Source organism: Paracoccus zhejiangensis, from assembly GCF_002847445.1.
In the GTDB taxonomy this organism is placed as follows: domain Bacteria; phylum Pseudomonadota; class Alphaproteobacteria; order Rhodobacterales; family Rhodobacteraceae; genus Paracoccus; species Paracoccus zhejiangensis.
This window is the reverse complement of record NZ_CP025430.1, coordinates 3594685-3612124: the sequence shown is the minus strand read 5'-3', so window position 1 is coordinate 3612124 and position 17440 is coordinate 3594685. Positions and strand designations below refer to the sequence as shown.

Here is a 17440-nt window from a genome sequence, read left to right as displayed (position 1 = left end):
CGGTGGACGCGAACCGCGCCCTGCCGCTGACGGTGGCAAGCCTGCTGACCGCGCTGGCGGGGCCGGTTTCGGCCGCGACCTTCCGCGCGCCGCAGGGCTGCAATCTGGAGATGACCATCCAGAATCGCGGCTGCACGGTCAGCCAGATCTATCGCTGCTCGGCCGATCCCGCAGGCTACCAGCATGTCGCCATCTTCGGGCAGGACGGGATGACCCACCTGTCCACCATCGATGCCGAGACCCGCTGGATCGAAAGCACCGACCCGGAAACCGGGCTGATCGATCGTCTGGTCGAGGCGGCCGAGGATCATGCCAGCTTCTCGACGCTGAAACAGACCGGCCGCGACGATTTCGATTTCTGGACCGAGTCGAATACCGGCGAGAAGCTGCACCATGTCGGCCATGACGAGCTGACCGGCGAGACCGTCACCATCGACGGGATCGCGCTGGAAAAGACCCGCTTCCAGTTGACCACCACCGGCTCGGACGGGCAGGTGCTGATCCAGCGCGAGGGCCAGCAGTTCATCAGCCGCGCCAATGGCCGTTTCTATGGCGGCATCGAGACCTACAGCGACTGGACCGGCGCCTCGGGCGAAAGCAATGACAGCCCGGTCGATTTCAGCTTTCCCGGTCAGCCCGGCTATGGCGAGACCGAACCCCAATACGACTGCGACATGATGGTGGCGCAGCTTCTTCAGGAAAGGGCCATGCAATGAGCAACAACTGGCAAGCAGACGAACAGGCCCGCCGCGACTGGATGGCCGAACACAGCCTCTACCGCGAAGAGGACGAACATTCGTCCTGCGGCGTGGGTCTGGTGGTGTCGATCGACGGCAAGGCCAGCCGCAAGGTGGTGCAGAACGGCATCGACGCACTGAAGGCCGTCTGGCATCGCGGGGCTGTCGACGCCGATGGCAAGACCGGCGATGGCGCGGGCATCCACGTGCAGATCCCGGTGCCCTTCTTCTATGACCAGATTCGCCGCACCGGCCACGAGCCCGACCCGAAGAAGCTGATCGCCGTCGGTCAAGTCTTCCTGCCGCGCACGGATTTCGGCGCGCAGGAACGCTGCCGGACCATCGTGGAATCCGAAGTTCTGCGCATGGGCCATTACATCTATGGCTGGCGGCATGTGCCGGTGAACACCGCCGTTCTGGGCGAAAAGGCCAATGCCACCCGCCCCGAGATCGAGCAGATCCTGATCCGCTGCGACAAGGACATCGATCAGGTCCAGTTCGAGCGCGAGCTCTATATCATCCGCCGCCGGATCGAGAAGGCGGCCATCGCCGCGCAGATCGCCGGGCTCTATTTTGCCTCGCTCAGCTGCCGCTCGATCATCTACAAGGGCATGATGCTGGCCGAGCAGGTGGCCGAATTCTATCCCGACCTGAAGGACGAGCGGTTTGAATCGGCCTTCGCCATCTATCACCAGCGCTATTCCACCAACACCTTCCCGCAATGGTGGCTGGCCCAGCCCTTCCGGATGCTGGCCCATAACGGCGAGATCAACACGCTGAAGGGCAACCTGAACTGGATGCGCAGTCACGAGATCCGCATGGCATCGGGCGCCTTTGGTGAAATGGCCGAGGACATCAAGCCGATCGTCCCTGCCGGCTCGTCGGACAGCGCCGCGTTGGATGCGGTCTTCGAGGTCATGGTGCGCTCGGGACGTTCGGCGCCGATGACCAAGACCATGCTGGTGCCGGAAAGCTGGTCCAAGGCCACGACCGACATGCCGAAGGCATGGGCGGATATGTATGCCTATTGCAACGCGGTGATGGAGCCCTGGGACGGGCCGGCGGCGCTGGCGATGACCGATGGCCGCTGGGTCTGCGGCGGGCTGGACCGCAACGGTCTGCGCCCGATGCGCTATGTCATCACAGGGGACAACCTTCTGATCGCGGGCTCGGAAGTGGGCATGGTGCCCTCGGACGAGGCGACGGTGCGCGAAAAGGGCGCGCTGGGGCCGGGTCAGATGATCGCAGTCGATATGTGGGATGGCCGTCTTTATACCGACAGCCAGATCAAGGACCGACTGGCCGGCTCGCAGCCCTTTGGCGAGTGGATCGAGAAGGTCGTCGAGCTGAACGTCATCATGCGCGAGCTGCCCGAGAATACCAGCTTCAAGGGCGACGAGCTGCGCCGCCGGCAGACCGCGGCCGGCTATACGCTGGAGGAACTGGAAAACGTCCTTGCGCCGATGGCCGAGGACGGAAAAGAAGCGCTGGCCTCGATGGGCGATGACACGCCCGCCGCAGTGCTGTCGAACCAGTACCGGCCGCTGAGCCATTTCTTCCGCCAGAACTTCAGCCAGGTGACCAACCCGCCGATCGACTCCTTGCGCGAAGCGCGGGTGATGAGCCTCAAGACCCGGTTCGGCAACCTCAAGAACGTGCTGGACGAATCGAGCAGCCAGACCGAGATTCTGCTCTTGGAAAGCCCCTTCGTCGCCAATGGCGAATTCGCCGAGATGATGAAGATGTTCGACAGCTCGGTCACGGTGATCGACTGCACCTTCCCCGATGGCGCCGGTCAGGACGCGCTTGGCGAGGGTCTGGCGCGCATCCGGGCCGAGGCCGAGGACGCCGTGCGCAGTGGTGCCGGACATCTGGTGCTGACCGACGAGCATCAGGGGCCGGACCGCATCGGCATGCCGATGATCCTTGCGACCAGCGCGGTGCACAGCTGGCTGACGCGCAAGGGACTGCGCACCTTCTGCTCGATCAACGTGCGCTCGGCAGAATGCATCGATCCGCATTACTTCGCCGTGCTGGTTGGCTGTGGCGCGACCACGGTGAACCCCTACCTGGCGCAGGATTCGATCGATGACCGGATCCAGCGGGGCCTGCTGGAAGGCAGCCTGATCGAGAACATGCGCCGCTATCGCGACGCGATCGACCAGGGCCTGTTGAAGATCATGGCGAAGATGGGGATCTCGGTCCTGTCCTCCTATCGCGGCGGGCTGAACTTCGAAGCGGTGGGTCTGTCCCGCGCGATGGTGGCCGAATATTTCCCGGGGATGCATTCGCGCATCTCGGGCATCGGTCTGCACGGGCTTCAGGACAAGCTGGAGGAGATCCACCAGAAGGGCTTCCATACCGAGAACGTGGACCTGCTGCCGGTCGGCGGCTTCTACAAGCTGCGCCGCTCGGGCGAAAAGCACGCTTGGGAAGCCAATACGATGAAACTGCTGCAGGTCGCGTGCGAGCGGGCCTCTTATGACACCTGGAAGCAGTTCAGCGCCACCATGCGGGCGAACCCGCCGATCCATATCCGCGATCTTCTGGACATCAAGCCGCTTGGCAAGCCGGTGCCGCTGGACGAGGTGGAGTCGATCACCTCGATCCGCAAGCGTTTCGTCACGCCGGGCATGTCGCTGGGGGCGCTTTCGCCCGAGGCGCATATGACGCTGAACATCGCCATGAACCGGATCGGTGCGAAATCCGACTCTGGCGAGGGTGGCGAGGACCCCGCGCATCACATGCCGCTGCCGAATGGCGACAACCCCTCGGCCAAGATCAAGCAGGTGGCCTCGGGCCGCTTCGGCGTCACCGCCGAATACCTGAACGCCTGCGAGGAACTGGAGATCAAGGTCGCGCAGGGCGCCAAACCCGGCGAGGGTGGCCAGCTGCCCGGCATGAAGGTGACCAAGCTGATCGCACGGCTGCGGCATTCGACGCCGGGCGTGACGCTGATCAGCCCGCCGCCGCACCACGACATCTACTCGATCGAGGATCTGGCGCAGCTGATCTATGACCTGAAGCAGATCAACCCGCGCGCCAAGATCACGGTGAAGCTGGTGGCCTCCTCGGGCGTCGGCACCATCGCAGCGGGCGTGGCCAAGGCCAAGGCCGACGTGATCCTGATCTCGGGCCATAACGGCGGCACCGGGGCCTCGCCCGCGACCTCGATCAAGTTCGCCGGTCTGCCGTGGGAGATGGGTCTGACCGAGGCGCATCAGGTGCTGGCGATGAACCGCCTGCGCGACCGCATCACCCTGCGCACCGATGGCGGGCTCAGGACCGGGCGCGACGTGGTCATGGCGGCGATGATGGGGGCCGAGGAATACGGCATCGGTACCGCCGCGCTGATTGCCATGGGCTGCATCATGGTCCGTCAGTGCCAGTCAAACACCTGCCCGGTGGGCGTCTGCACGCAGGACGAACGCCTGCGCGCCATGTTCACCGGCTCGGCGGACAAGGTGGTGAACCTCATCACCTTCTATGCGCAGGAGGTTCGCGAGATCCTTGCCAGCATCGGCGCGCGTTCGGTGGACGAGGTGATCGGACGGGCCGATCTGCTGACGCAGGTCAGCCGTGGCGCCGCGCATCTGGACGATCTGGACCTGAACCCGCTTCTCATCACCGTCGATGGCAGCGAGAAGATCGTCTATGACCGCTCGAAGCCGCGGAATGCCGTTCCCGACACGCTGGATGCCGAGATCATCCGCGATGCCGAACGCTTCTTCAGCGATGGCGAGAAGATGCAGTTGAGCTATGCTGTCCGGAACACCCACCGGACCATCGGCACCCGCACCAGCTCGATGATCGTGCAGACCTTCGGCATGCGCAACAAGCTGCAGCCCGACCACCTGACCGTGCGTCTGACCGGCAGCGCCGGGCAATCGCTTGGCGCCTTTGCCGCGCCGGGCCTGAAGCTGGAGGTCAGCGGCGATGCCAATGACTATGTCGGCAAGGGCCTGTCGGGCGGCACCATCACCGTGCGCCCGCCGATGATCAGCCCGCTGACCGCGGCGGACAACGTCATCATCGGCAACACGGTTCTGTACGGCGCCACCGATGGTTACCTTTTCGCGGCCGGTCGTGCGGGCGAACGTTTCGGCGTCCGCAACTCGGGCGCGAAGGTGGTGATCGAGGGCTGCGGCAGTAACGGTTGCGAATACATGACCGGCGGCGTCGCGGTGATCCTTGGCCGGATCGGGGCCAACTTCGGTGCCGGCATGACCGGCGGCATGGCCTATCTCTACGACCCCGAGGGTGTCGCGCGCGACTATATCAACCCGGAATCGCTGGTGCTGAACGCCGTCAGCCACCCGCATTGGGAAGCCGAGTTGCGCGAACTGGTCGAGCGGCACCTGAAAGAAACCAATTCGCGCCGGGCTGACGAGATCCTGCAGAACTGGGACGAGGAACTGCCGAACTTCCTGCAGGTCACGCCCAAGGAGATGCTGGCCCATCTGAAGCACCCGCTGACCGAAACCGGCGATCTGGAAGCGGTGCCGGCGGAATAGGCCGGGGAAATGCGCTTGATGCGGGCGGGGCGGAAACGTCCCGCCCGATTTCGTTTGCCCCTCCCGCGACGACCCGGCGCAGCCCCGGCAAATTGACAATCCCTCCGCGCGGGCGTTGACTGTCGACAAGGCTTGTACCCCGTATCTGCCGGTCCGTTTTCCGAGAAGGAGCCAGCGCCCCATGTTCACTCCCCTTTTTCGCCGCGCCCTGCTGCCCGGCCTGCTGACGGCCTCGGCCTTCGTGCTTTCCGCCTGCACCATGACGACCGGGGCGACTAACCCGCCGGCCTCGAATGCCTTCTATGCCCAGTTGAGCCAGACCGGCTTCAGTGGGCGCTATGATCCGGCGGGCTTCCAGCCGCACGAGGTGCAGAAAGCCCTGGGCGAGGCCTGCGCCATTCGAGGCAATATCGTCGATTATTCCGAACAGCCGGTCGATGGCGCCATGGCCTTCCGCGCGCGCTGCCGCGGCGGCACCGATGTGCGTCTGGGGACGGTCTCGGTCTATCGCTATGGCAACCGGGCGCGGGTCGTGCTGCCCGGCTATGTCGAGTTGATGCGCGAGGACGAGACCGTGCGGACCATCTCGCTCTGATCCCGAAGCCGCATCCCCATTTCCAGCCAGTAGGAGATTACCCATGTCGGAATTGATCGTCATAGCCTTCGACACCGAGGCCGCCGGCTTCGATCTGCGGACCGAACTGGTCAAGATGCAGAAGGATTATCTCATCGAGATGGAGGATGTGGTCGTTGTCACCCGCAATTCCGAGGATGACATCAAGCTGCATCAGGCGGTGAACCTGACCGCCGCCGGCGCAGTGGGCGGGGGCTTCTGGGGCACGCTGGTTGGCTTGCTGTTCCTCAACCCGCTTCTGGGCGCGGCGGTGGGTGCGGCCTCGGGTGCGCTGGCCGGGCGGTTCACCGATGTCGGCATCAATGACGAGTTCATGAAAGAGGTCGCCCATGCCGTGCCGCCCGGCGGCTCGGCCGTCTTCGTACTGGTGCGCAAGATGACCCCCGACAAGATGCTGGAGCGTCTGTCGCAGGTCGGGCATGGCGGGCGGGTGCTGCGGACATCGCTGTCGAACGAGCAGGAGCAGAAACTGCGCGATGCGCTGGCAGGGGGTGACAGCAGCGTGGCACCGCCGCCGCCCTCGGCCTGAGAGATGCTGGCAGGGCGCCGCATCGGCTTGACGCAATCCCGACCCGCGTGACAGATGCGGGTCATGGCCGAAAAAGCGTCCGCGCCCGAGGAAACCCAAACACGCGCCCGGCGTCGTCGCGCGCCCTTCCGGCGCCTGTCGATCTGGCGCGGGCTGCGCTGGTTCGGGCTGCGGGTATTGCTGCTGATGCTGGCGCTGGTCGGCTTCTATGGGTTGATCAACCCGCCGACGACCTGGACCATTGCGCGCGAGGCAAGTTTCCCCCGCGAATGGACCGATCTTGAGGACATGACGCCGGCCCTGCCGCGATCGGTCGTGGCGGCGGAGGATGCGAATTTCTGCCTGCACTGGGGTTTCGACATGGCCGAGATCCGCAAGGTCATCGCCTCGAACAGCTCGCGCGGGGCCTCGACCCTGACCCAGCAGACCGCCAAGAATGTCTACCTGTGGCAGGGACGCAGCTGGGTGAGGAAACTGCTGGAAACCGCCTATACGCCGATGATCGAGGCGCTGTGGACCAAGCGCCGCATTCTCGAGGTCTATCTGAACGTGGCGGAATTCGGGCCGGGCGTGTTCGGCGTCCATGCGGCGGCGGCCCATCACTTCGGCACCACGCCCGATGCACTGACGCCTGCGCAGGCGGCGCGGCTGGCGGCAATCCTGCCCGCGCCCAAGACCCGGGGCACCGCGCAGGGCAGCCGCCGCAGCCGCGCCATCGCCGACGGGGCCGAGACGATCCGGCGCGACGGCCGCGCCGCCTGTTTCGAATAGGCCGGCTTTCGCCACCCGCCCCCCGGCTTGCGGTTGAAACATGACGGGGCCAAGCGTATCACGGCTGCCATGCGACACGAGCGACAGATGAACACCTCCAGCCAGCAGACCACCCGCCTTTACCACACCCCCCTCTCCCCCTTCTCGCGCAAGGTCCGCCTGGTGCTGGCCGAGAAGAAGATCGAGGTCGAACTGGTCGAGGAACGGTACTGGGAAAACAATTCCGAGCTGCTGCGCCGCAACCCCGCTGGCATGGTGCCGGTGCTGCGCCATGACGGTCGGCTGATGTCGGAAAGCCAGGCGATCTGCGAATATCTGGACGAAACAGTGCCGCAGCCCGCGCTGATGCCGAAAAGCCCCGCCGAACGCTACGAGGTGCGCCGGCTCTGCGCCTGGTTCGACGACAAGTTCAACCGCGAGGTGACGCGCCCGATCCTTGAAGAGCGGGTCTGGAAGAAGATCACTCGCTCCGGCCATCCCGACTCGCGCGCGGTCAAGGCCGGGCTGAAGGCGATCAAGGATCACATCGACTACCTGACCAGCCTCTTGGAAACCCGGCGCTGGCTGGCGGGCAGCGCGCTGAGCCTTGCCGACTTCACCGCCGCGGCGCATTTTTCCTGCCTCGACTATATCTCGGATGTCGATTGGGACCGCTCGGAAATCCTAACCAGCTGGTACGCGACGATCAAATCGCGCCCAGCCTTCCGTGGCATTCTGGCCGACCAGATCCCCGGCATCCACCCTGCCCCGCATTATGCCGAGCTTGATTTCGGCTGAAGCCGGGGGGCCAGCCCCCCGCACCCCCCGGGATATTTCCGCCAAGATGAAAGCCGATCTGGCCACGCAGGCCGGGATCGAAGGTTTCGCCAAGATGGGCGTCTGCCGCCCCGATGCGGTGCCGCAGCTACCCGCGCGGTTGGCGGAATTTCTGGAGGCTGGCCGGGAAGGCCAGATGGGCTGGATGGCCGAGCGGACCGGCTGGCGTGGCAATCCCGCCGCGCTCTGGCCCGAGGCGCGTTCGGTGGTGATGCTGGCCGAGGTCTATTCGCCCGACCACGACCCGCTGGCGGTGCTGGACCAGCCCGACCGCGCGGCGGTCAGCGTCTATGCCCAGGGCAAGGATTACCACGATCTGGTCAAGAAGCGGCTGAAGCGGCTGGGGCGCTGGCTGATCGACGCCCATGGCGGCGAGATCAAGGTCTTTGTCGACACCGCCCCGGTGATGGAAAAGCCCTTGGCGCAGGCGGCGGGGCTGGGCTGGCAGGGCAGGCACACCAATCTGCTGGCCCGCGATCTGGGCAGTTGGTTCTTTCTCGGCGCCATCTTCACCACGCTCGACCTGCCCCCCGACCCGCCCGAGGTCGAGCATTGTGGCAATTGTCGGGCGTGCCTGGACATCTGCCCGACCGGCGCCTTTCCCGCGCCCTTCCAACTCGATGCGCGGCGCTGCATTTCCTACCTGACCATCGAGCATAAGGGGCCGGTCGATCCCGATTTGCGGGCGCTGATGGGCAACCGCATCTATGGCTGCGACGATTGCCTGGCTGTCTGCCCGTGGAACAAGTTCGCCCGCGAGGCGAGCGAACTGCGCTATCGTGGCGTGATCGACGCGCCGCCGCTGGCGGAGCTTGCGACGCTCGACGATGCCGGCTTTCGTGCGCGCTTTTCCGGCAGTCCGATCAAGCGCATCGGGCGTGACCGCTTTGTCCGCAACGTGCTTTATGCCATCGGCAATTCCGGCCTGCCGCAGTTGCGGGCGGTGGCGCAGGGCTTGACGGGCGATGCCGACCCGACCGTCGCCGATGCGGCAAGATGGGCCGCCGGGCGGCTGGAGTTTCCCGCGTGAACCCGCTGCGCGGCATCCTGCTGAAACTGGGCAGCGTGACGATCTTCGTCCTCATGGCCGCCCTCATCAAGGCCACCGCCGATGAGGTGCCGCCGGGCGAGCAGGTCTTCTTTCGCTCGCTTTTCGCCATACCGGTCATCCTGATCTGGCTGATGCGGCGGGGAGAGCTGTCCTCGGGCCTGCGCACCTCGCGCCCGATGGGTCATGTCTTTCGCGGGCTGATGGGCACGGCGGCGATGGGACTGGGCTTTGCCGGCCTCGGCCTTCTGCCCCTGCCCGAGGTCACCGCCATCGGCTTTGCCGCACCGCTGCTGACGGTCATCTTCGCGGCGATGTTTCTCGGCGAGGATGTGCGCGCCTTTCGCCTTGCCACGGTGGCGCTGGGGCTGATCGGGGTGCTGGTGGTACTGTCGCCGCGTCTCGGGCAGGTGGGCGACGGGCTCTCGACGGCGCAGACCCTTGGCGCGGTCATCACCCTGATGGGGGCGATGTGCGCGGCGCTGGCGCAGATCTTCATCCGCAAGCTGGTGCAGGAAGAAAGCACCTCGGCCATCGTCTTCTGGTTCTCGATCACCGCGACGGTTCTGGCGCTGGTGACGCTACCCTTTGGCTGGGTGGTCCCCTCGCCGGGCACCGCAGCCCTGCTGGTTCTGGCCGGGCTGATGGGCGGGGTCGGGCAGATCCTTCTGACCTCGGCCTACCGCTTTGCCGATGCCTCGCTGGTCGCGCCCTTCGACTATGCCGCGATGCTGTTTGCGCTGGCCATCGGCTACGGCGTCTTTGGCGAGGTGCCGACCCTGACCATGCTGATCGGTGCCGCCATCGTCATCGCCGCCGGCTTCCTGATCATCTGGCGCGAGCACCGGCTGGGGCTGGAGCGCAGCCGCCAGCGCAAGGCGATGACCCCGCAAGGGTGATCCGGGTCACAACAACAGGCCATCGGCGGTGATCGGCAGCGTGCCGTCGATGCGGATCGCTAGGTCTGGCTGGCCGTCGCCATCCAGATCGGCCTGCAGCAGCTGATGGTCGGCGGCCATTGTCAGGCGCAGCTGACCCGCGGCCGAGAAAGCCTGCGCGCCGATGAACTGCAGATGCAAGGCCGTCAGGTCGATCAGATCGCTGCCGGACGCCAAATCTTCGATGCGATCCGGCAGGGCGATGGTCGAATCGATCACCGACCTAAACACAAAGCGATCCATCCCTGCGCCGCCGAGCAGGTTGTCGGCCCCCGCCCCGCCCTCGATCAGGTCGTTGCCATCACCGCCCCGCAGGTTGTCCTGCCCCTCGCCACCATAGAGCTGATCATCCCCGACATCACCGAAGATCATGTCGGGACCCGCCTCGCCCCAGACCGCGTCATCATCGCCGCCGCCGAACAGCAGATCGCGGCCGGCACCGCCCTCGATCCGGTCGGCGCCGCCATGACCAAAGGCGGTATCGTCACCACCACCACCCAGCAGCGTCTCGGCCAGCCGGTCACCGACGAGAAGATCGCTCCCCTCCCCGCCCTCGAGGCGGCTTGCCCCCGGCCCGCCGATCAAACTGTCATCGCCATTGCCACCGAGCAGAAGATCATCGCCGCCGCCCGTGAGGATCAGGTCGTTGCCGTCATCGCCCTGCAGCAGGTCGTCACCCAGCCCGCCATGCAGGGTGTCATTGCCCGCGCCGCCCTCGGCCGTGTCATTGCCGGCTTCGGCCAGAATGCGGTCGTCGCCTGACTCGCCATAGGCACGGTCATCCCCCTCGCCGGCCTCGATCACGTCATTGCCACCGCCCGAGCGGATCACGTCTGCCCCGGCCCCGCCGCGCAGCCGGTCAACGCCACCGCCGGCGGTCAGCGCATCATCGCCCGCATCCCCTGCCAGAATGTTGTCGCCATCGCCGGCATCGATCCGGTCGTCGCCCGCACCACCCGACAGGGAATCGTTCCCCGAACCGCCCTGCAGGTCATCGTCGCCGTCATCACCGGACAGGAAATCATGCCCCGCCCCGCCAAGCAGCGTATCACCGCCGGTCCCGCCGAACAGTGTATCGGCGCCCTCACCACCGTCGAGCAGATCTTCGCCGGCATCCGCGACCATGACATCATTCCCGGCATCAGCCGAAATCCGGTCCGCGCCATCTCCCCCGCGCAGCCGATCGTCGCCAGCGCCCCCCTGAACCGTATCCTGCGACGCCCCAGCCGAGATGGTATCGTTGCCCTCATCACCGATCAGCAGATCCTCGACCTCGCTACCGACGATCAGGTCTGCCCCGGCAAGGCCGTGGATCTCGGAGCCGCCACGCGCCGCGATCAGGCGGTCATCCCCGGTCGAGCCGACAATGATGGTATCGACATCGGGCGGCGTGTAATGGGCGACCGGGAACATCGCGTTGGTGAAGAGACTGGCCGAAAGCGTGGTGCCAAGCGACGAATGGATCTCGATCAGCGTCTCGCCAAAGCGGATGCGGATACCCTTGGAAAAGGGCGAGAAGCTCAGCTGGCCGATGCTGCGCACCATGCCCAGCTGCGACAGGTCCAGCCGGTCCTCGCCCGGTTCGAAATCGCGGATCAGGATGCGGCCCGCGACCGGGGTAGCAACGAAAACGTCGCGCCCCGCGCCGCCCCAGATCGTGATGTCCTCGCGCCCGGCGACCAGCACATCATCGCCATCGCCGCCCTTCAACTGCGTCGTGCCGCGCCCCGCGCTCAGCAGGTCATTGCCCGAGCTGCCCAAAACAATGCCTGCCCCCACCCTTCGCGTCAGACCCAGTTGGCCCGGATCGAGGGACAGCTGGGTAATGCCGGTCTCGCGCGAACTCGAGACAAAGAGAACGATCTTGCCCCTCACCTCCTCGGCCGCAATGGCGCTGACATCGGTCAGGGCCATCGCCGCGTCATCGACCAGCGTTTCAAGATGAAGAAGCTTGCCATCGGGCTGCAGGGTGAAGACCGAGATGCCGTCATCCATGCCACCGACGAAGACATAGGCGCGGCCATCGACCTCGACCGTGGCCAGTGCCGAGGCGCGCTGGAACCGGGTCGACAGCTCGTCGACAACATGATCGACCGGGATCATGCTGCCATCGGGCAACAGTCGCACGGTGGTGATCGAGGATGACCGCGCCGAGGTCACGATCAGATAGACCAGCCCGTCCACTGTCACCGCAGCCACGTCATTCGGGACGTTGAAGCCAGTGCCGTCCCCCGCCGTCAGATAGTCGGCGCGGATGATCCCGCCCTGCGAGTCAAGCCGGTGACTCGCGAGGAAATTCCCCAGACCCGAGATCGCCACCAGCACCGGCTGGCCACCCATCTGCAGGGTGATGATCTTGTCCAGCGAAGCCTCGGGCATGGTCGCGGCCAAGGGCATCAGCGACCGGGTGATGCGGGTCAGGCTGCCATCATCCGCCTCGCGATAGAGCGTGAATTCCACATCGCCCTGCCGCGCGGCATAGACATAGCTGTCGCCGCCGATCTCGATCTGGCCCAACTGGGTCAGGTCGCGCGGCAGCGGCGTGGCGCCGAAGAGGGCAGCAACCGGCCCGAGATCCCCACCCTCGAGCAAGGGCAGGCGCGTGTTCGGGCCGTTCCCCAGTCCGGTCAGGGTCAGCCACGGCTGCCCGCCTATCTCGAGCAGTTGCAAACACGGATCGCCCCAGTGCTCGAAGCCGATGGGATGGGACCAGAGGCTGCCCGCGCCCGCCGGCAGGTCGGCATCGGTGATGGCAAAGCTGGCCAGCCCGCCGCCCAGATAGGTGGCACTGATCAGAACCGGGCGACCTGCGACTTCTGCGATGACCAGATCGGTGATGCGGGTCAAAAACCGGTTCTGGTCGACCCGAAGCGTCGCAACATAGTCCATTCCGGCCCAACTCTGGGAAAACGGTCACTCACGAACTGCCCCCTACGAGGCCAGACCAAGGTGCCCGATCCCCGCCCAAACGGAAGGGGATCGGTCGAATTTGCCGCGTTTTCGGCGATCAGCCCTGATCCGGCCCCTGGGCCAGCGGGCCATAGAGGATCAGCGCCGGCTGCGTCACCGGCGCATCGGCCAGCATCTCGGCCAGCGCGGCGATGGTGGTGCGGATCAGCCGCTGATGCGGATGGCTGACGGCTTCGGCGAACAGCGCCGGCGTCTCGCCCGAGAGGCCATGTTCCTGCAGCCCGCGCGCCAGATCGGGAAAGCTGCGCTGACCCATGAAGACGACGGTGGTGGTGGCCGGATCGGCGATGGCGGCCCAGTTGATATCCCTGGGCAGCGCCCCGGTGACATCGGCACCGGTCAGGAATTGCAGCCGCCGCGCGGTCAGTCGCCGGGTCAGCGGGATCTGCGCCGCCGCCGCCGCCGCCACGGCCGAGGGCACGCCCGGCACGATCTCGAAGGCGATGCCGGCCTCGTTCAGCGCGATGATCTCTTCCTCGAGCCGCCCGAAGATGCCGGCATCGCCGGATTTCAGCCGCACCACACGCTGCCCGGCCAGCGCGTATTCGACCAGCAGCGCGTTCACATGTTCCTGCTTGGCCGAGGGCCGCCCGGCGCGCTTGCCGACCGGGACCAGCTCGGCATCGGGGTTGGCAAGCTCGAGAATCGGACCCGAGGACAGGTCGTCATAGAGCACCACCTCGGCCTGGCGCAGCCGCGCGGCGGCGCGCAGGGTCAAGAGTTCGGGATCACCCGGCCCCGAGGAGACCAGCGAGACAAATCCCTTTGCGTCGCCTTTTGCATCCGGCCCGGCCATGCGGTCTCTCCCTGAAGTCCCTGCCCTGCCCGGTAGCAGCCCCGGCGCGGTGATCGCAAGCCTCTGATATTGCGAAACCACCCGCAAGTCCGCGCACATCGCCGTTCTGCACAGAGATCGGGCAGGCGCAGGCGGAAACACCGTCGCGCCAGCGGGCTTGCCTCTGCCCACCTTGCCCAGCCGTCACCACCGCTTGCAGTCAATGCAACCAGAGGTCTATCCTGAAGGAATCTATCCAGCCATTGGGGGGCCAGAGAAGATGACGAAACTCACCATAAACGGGCAAGAGGTCACGCTGGAGCTTGACCCCGACACGCCCCTGCTCTGGGCGCTGCGCGACGAGCTGCGGCTGACCGGAACGAAATTCGGATGCGGCGTGGCGCAATGCGGCGCCTGCACGGTGATGCTGGACGGCGCGCCGCGCCGGGCCTGCGTGACACCGATCGGATCGATCGGCGGCTCCGAGGTGACCACCATCGAGGGCATGGCGGGGGCGGAATTCGACGCCATCCAGACCGCCTGGCGCGCCATCGACGTGCCGCAATGCGGCTGGTGCCAGTCGGGCCAGATCATGCAGGCCACGGGTCTGTTGCAAATGGTGCCGGCACCCAGCGACGAACAGATCGATCAGGCGATGGCCGGCAATATCTGCCGCTGCGCCACCTATCACCGCATCCGCGCCGCGATCCATGACGCGGCCAAGACGCTGGAGGGCTGAGCCATGACGATCCGCACCTCAGGTTTTAAGACGTCTCGGCGGGCCTTCCTGTCCGGCGGTGCCGGGCTGGTTCTGGCGCTGACCCTGCCGGTTCCAGGTCGCCGGCTTCTGGCACAGGAGGCCGCAGCACCCGCCGCAGTCGCCATTCCGCCCAATGCCTTCGTCCGCATCGCCGCCGATGACACGGTGACGGTGATGATCAAGCATATCGAATTCGGTCAGGGCCCGATGACCGGCCTTGCCACGCTGGTCGCCGAGGAACTGGACGCCGACTGGTCGCAGATGCGCGGCGCGCTGGCCCCGGCCAATGCCGCCTGGTACGGCAATGCCGTCCTTGGCGGGCTACAGGGCACCGGCGGTTCGACCGCGCTGCCCAGCAGCTTCATGGTCATGCGCCGGGCCGGCGCCGCCATGCGCGCCATGCTGGTCGAGGCCGCCGCCGCCGAATGGGGCGTGCCGGCGGCTGAGATCACCGTCTCGAAGGGCGTGATCGCCCATGCCGGCTCCGGCAAGCAATCGGGCTTCGGTGCGCTGGCCGAGGCGGCGGGCGCCCTGACCCCGCCGGCAGAGCCGGTGCTGAAAACGCCCGAGCAATGGACCCTGATCGGCACCGACCTGCATAAGCTCGACACCGACGAAAAGACCGACGGCAAGGCGATGTTCACGCTGGACCAGTATCCCGAGGGGATGCAGGTCGTGGTGGTCGCCCATCCGCCCGCCTTCGGTGCCACCGTGGCTTCCTTCGATGACAGCGCCGCGCTGGCGGTGCCGGGCGTGCGGGCTGTGCATCAGATCCCGCAGGGGGTCGCCGTCTATGCCGACAACACCTTTGCCGCGCTGAAAGGCCGCGACGCGCTGGCCGTCACCTGGGACGAGGCCAATGCCGAGACCCGCGACGATGCCGAACTGGCCGCCATGACGCTGGCGGCAGCGCGGCAGCCGGGGATAACGGTCGAGGAAGAGGGCGGCGATCTGGCAGCGGCTTTTGCTGCCGAGGGATCGACCCTGCACGAGGCAGAGTATCAATTCCCCTTCCTCGCCCACGCACCGCTCGAGGCGCTGGACGGGCTGCTGACGGTCTCGGGCGACAGCGCCCATGCCTCCTATGGCAGCCAGTTCCCCGGTCTCGACCAGCCGACCATTGCCGGGATCCTGGGTCTCGACCCGGCCAAGGTGACGCTGGACGTGATGCTGGCCGGTGGCTCCTTCGGCCGCCGGGCAACGGGTGACGCCCATCTGGCCGCCGAACTGGCCGAGGTCGCCAAGGCGGCGGGCGATGGCAGCTACAAGCTGATGTGGACGCGCGAGGATGACATCAAGGGCGGCTATTACCGCCCGATGACCGCCCATCGCTTCCGCGCGGCCACCGACGCTGACGGCAAGATCACCGCATGGGAGAACGTGGTGTCTGGCCAGTCGCTGCTGGCCGGCACGCCGATGGAGCCGATGCTGCAGGGAGCACCCGATGCCACCGCTTTCGAGGGCTCGGTCGAACTGCCCTATGATCTGGGCGCGCGCCGGGTGGGCTTCGAGCAGACCAAGACCGGGGTGCCGGTGCTCTGGTGGCGCTCGGTCGGCTCGACCCATACCGCCTTCGCCGTCGAGATGTTCCTCGACGAGGTGCTGGTGGGCGCGGGCAAGGACCCGGTGCAGGGGCGGCTTGACCTCTTGAAGCCCGATGACCCGCGCCCGCGCGCGGTGATCGAGAAGGTGGCCGAGATGGCCGGCTGGAAAGGTCCGAACGGGACCGAGGGCAAGGGCTATGGCATGGCCTATGCCAAAAGCTTCGGCACCTATGTCGCCCAGATCGCCGAGGTCGAGGATCGGGACGGCGCGCCCCATGTCACCGGCGTCTGGTGCGCGGTCGATTGCGGCGTGGCGGTGAACCCCAACGTCATCCGAGCGCAGATCGAGGGCGGCATCGGCTTCGGCCTCAGCGCCGCGCTGTTCAGCCAGATCACCTTTGGCGCCGGTGGCCGGGTGCAGGAAAGCAATTACGACAGCTACCGGATGCTCAGGATCGGCGAGATGCCGGATGTCCAGGTCGAGATCATCGCCAGCACCGCCGATCCAACCGGCATCGGAGAGCCGGGGGTGCCGCCGATCGGACCGGCGGTCGCCAATGCCTGGCGGGCGCTGACCGGAACCCAGACACGCAAACTGCCGATGGTGCAACGAGGGGTGGTGTAACCATGAAGCGACTGACACTGACTGCCGCCGCCTCGGCGCTGGCGCTGATGATGGCTGCGCCGGCTTGGGCGCAGGAGGCCGCAACGACGGAGGCACCAGCGGCTGAGGCACCAGCGGCGGAAGCACCGGCAGCCGAGGCAGCACCCGCCGAAGCCGCCGGCCTGCAATCCCCCGAGGCCATCACCGGCGCGGATGACGCCGCCCGCTCGGTGGCGCTGTTCGAGGAAATGGGCAAGGTCATCACCCATCCGCGCTGCCTGAACTGCCATCCGGTCACCGGGGGCCCGACGCAGGGCGATGACATGCACCCGCACAGCCCGCCCATGGTGCGCGGCGCGGCCGATTTCGGCCCGGACGGCCTCGCCTGCACCACCTGCCACGGTGCCGAGAACGTCGCCTATTCGGTCGAAAGCGGCTCGATCCCCGGCCATGAACCTTGGCAGCTCGCGCCCGAAAGCATGGGCTGGGCCGGGCAGTCGCTGGCCGATATCTGCACCCAGATCAAGGATCCCGAGCGCAATGGCGGCCGCGATCTCGAGGCGCTGCACGAGCATATGGCCGAGGACGGTCTGGTGGGCTGGGCCTGGGAGCCGGGCGAGGGCCGCACCCCCGCACCGGGCAATCAGGAGATCTTCGGCGCCCTGACCCGCGCCTGGATCGATACCGGGGCCGCCTGCCCGGTCTGAGGACAAGACCGGGGCCGCAGCCAGTTGCGGCCCCGATTGATCTGCCGTGTCGCCTTTCCTGCAAATGCTGTAGTCTCGATCAGGCCGACTCGT

13 protein-coding genes are annotated in these 17440 nt (G+C 66.5%); 11 read left to right on the top strand and 2 right to left on the bottom strand.

The features are described from left to right. The first annotated feature begins 2 nt into the window (after positions 1–2). The 8 genes from CX676_RS17530 (at position 3) to CX676_RS17495 (ending at position 9948) form a co-directional block, all read left to right on the top strand. A complete protein-coding gene (locus CX676_RS17530; RefSeq protein WP_232816513.1) occupies positions 3–716 on the top strand; it encodes a hypothetical protein in 714 nt (237 codons plus the stop codon). Further along, positions 713–5251, top strand: coding sequence for a glutamate synthase large subunit (gltB, locus tag CX676_RS17525; protein WP_101753703.1), 4539 nt, complete (start codon positions 713–715; stop codon positions 5249–5251). Before CX676_RS17530 ends, gltB begins: the two co-directional genes overlap by 4 nt. 181 nt (positions 5252–5432) lie before the next feature. Beyond that, complete coding sequence (locus CX676_RS17520; protein WP_101753702.1) at positions 5433–5846, top strand: hypothetical protein; 414 nt, start codon at positions 5433–5435, stop codon at positions 5844–5846. A 43-nt stretch (positions 5847–5889) separates the two neighbouring features. Continuing rightward, on the top strand, positions 5890–6414 hold the full coding sequence (locus CX676_RS17515; protein ID WP_101753701.1) for a DUF1269 domain-containing protein: 525 nt from the start codon (positions 5890–5892) through the stop codon (positions 6412–6414). Between the two features lie 63 nt (positions 6415–6477). Further along, the gene (gene mtgA / locus CX676_RS17510) at positions 6478–7185 is read left to right on the top strand and encodes a monofunctional biosynthetic peptidoglycan transglycosylase (RefSeq protein ID WP_101754415.1); all 708 of its coding nucleotides are present in this window, start codon (positions 6478–6480) and stop codon (positions 7183–7185) included. Positions 7186–7272: 87 nt separating this feature from the next. Continuing rightward, positions 7273–7962, top strand: coding sequence for an FtsZ-binding protein FzlA (fzlA, locus tag CX676_RS17505; RefSeq protein WP_101753700.1), 690 nt, complete (start codon positions 7273–7275; stop codon positions 7960–7962). 46 nt (positions 7963–8008) lie between these two features. Beyond that, positions 8009–9031, top strand: a complete 1023-nt coding sequence (gene queG / locus CX676_RS17500) for a tRNA epoxyqueuosine(34) reductase QueG (RefSeq protein WP_101753699.1) — start codon at positions 8009–8011, stop codon at positions 9029–9031. Next, complete coding sequence (locus CX676_RS17495; protein ID WP_101753698.1) at positions 8998–9948, top strand: DMT family transporter; 951 nt, start codon at positions 8998–9000, stop codon at positions 9946–9948. Before queG ends, CX676_RS17495 begins: the two co-directional genes overlap by 34 nt. A gap of 6 nt (positions 9949–9954) precedes the next feature. Here CX676_RS17495 and CX676_RS17490 read toward each other — a convergent pair whose 3' ends face one another. Both CX676_RS17490 and cobA read right to left on the bottom strand, forming a co-directional pair. After that, the gene (locus CX676_RS17490) at positions 9955–12876 is read right to left on the bottom strand and encodes a calcium-binding protein (protein ID WP_232816512.1); all 2922 of its coding nucleotides are present in this window, start codon (positions 12874–12876) and stop codon (positions 9955–9957) included. A 118-nt stretch (positions 12877–12994) separates the two neighbouring features. Next, positions 12995–13753 carry a uroporphyrinogen-III C-methyltransferase gene (gene cobA, locus CX676_RS17485; RefSeq protein WP_101753697.1) on the bottom strand — a complete coding sequence of 253 codons (759 nt, stop codon included), beginning with the start codon at positions 13751–13753 and terminating at the stop codon, positions 12995–12997. A gap of 259 nt (positions 13754–14012) precedes the next feature. Between cobA and CX676_RS17480 the strand changes: the two genes are divergently transcribed. Genes CX676_RS17480 through CX676_RS17470 form a run of 3 tightly spaced genes read left to right on the top strand, consistent with a single transcriptional unit; the run spans position 14013 to position 17347 of the window. Next, entirely contained in the window at positions 14013–14471 is a 459-nt protein-coding gene (locus CX676_RS17480) for a (2Fe-2S)-binding protein (RefSeq protein WP_101753696.1), read from the top strand. Between the two features lie 3 nt (positions 14472–14474). Continuing rightward, positions 14475–16661, top strand: coding sequence for a xanthine dehydrogenase family protein molybdopterin-binding subunit (locus tag CX676_RS17475; RefSeq protein WP_101753695.1), 2187 nt, complete (start codon positions 14475–14477; stop codon positions 16659–16661). Between the two features lie 2 nt (positions 16662–16663). Beyond that, positions 16664–17347, top strand: a complete 684-nt coding sequence (locus tag CX676_RS17470) for an Isoquinoline 1-oxidoreductase subunit (protein ID WP_232816511.1) — start codon at positions 16664–16666, stop codon at positions 17345–17347. Positions 17348–17440: the final 93 nt, after the last annotated feature.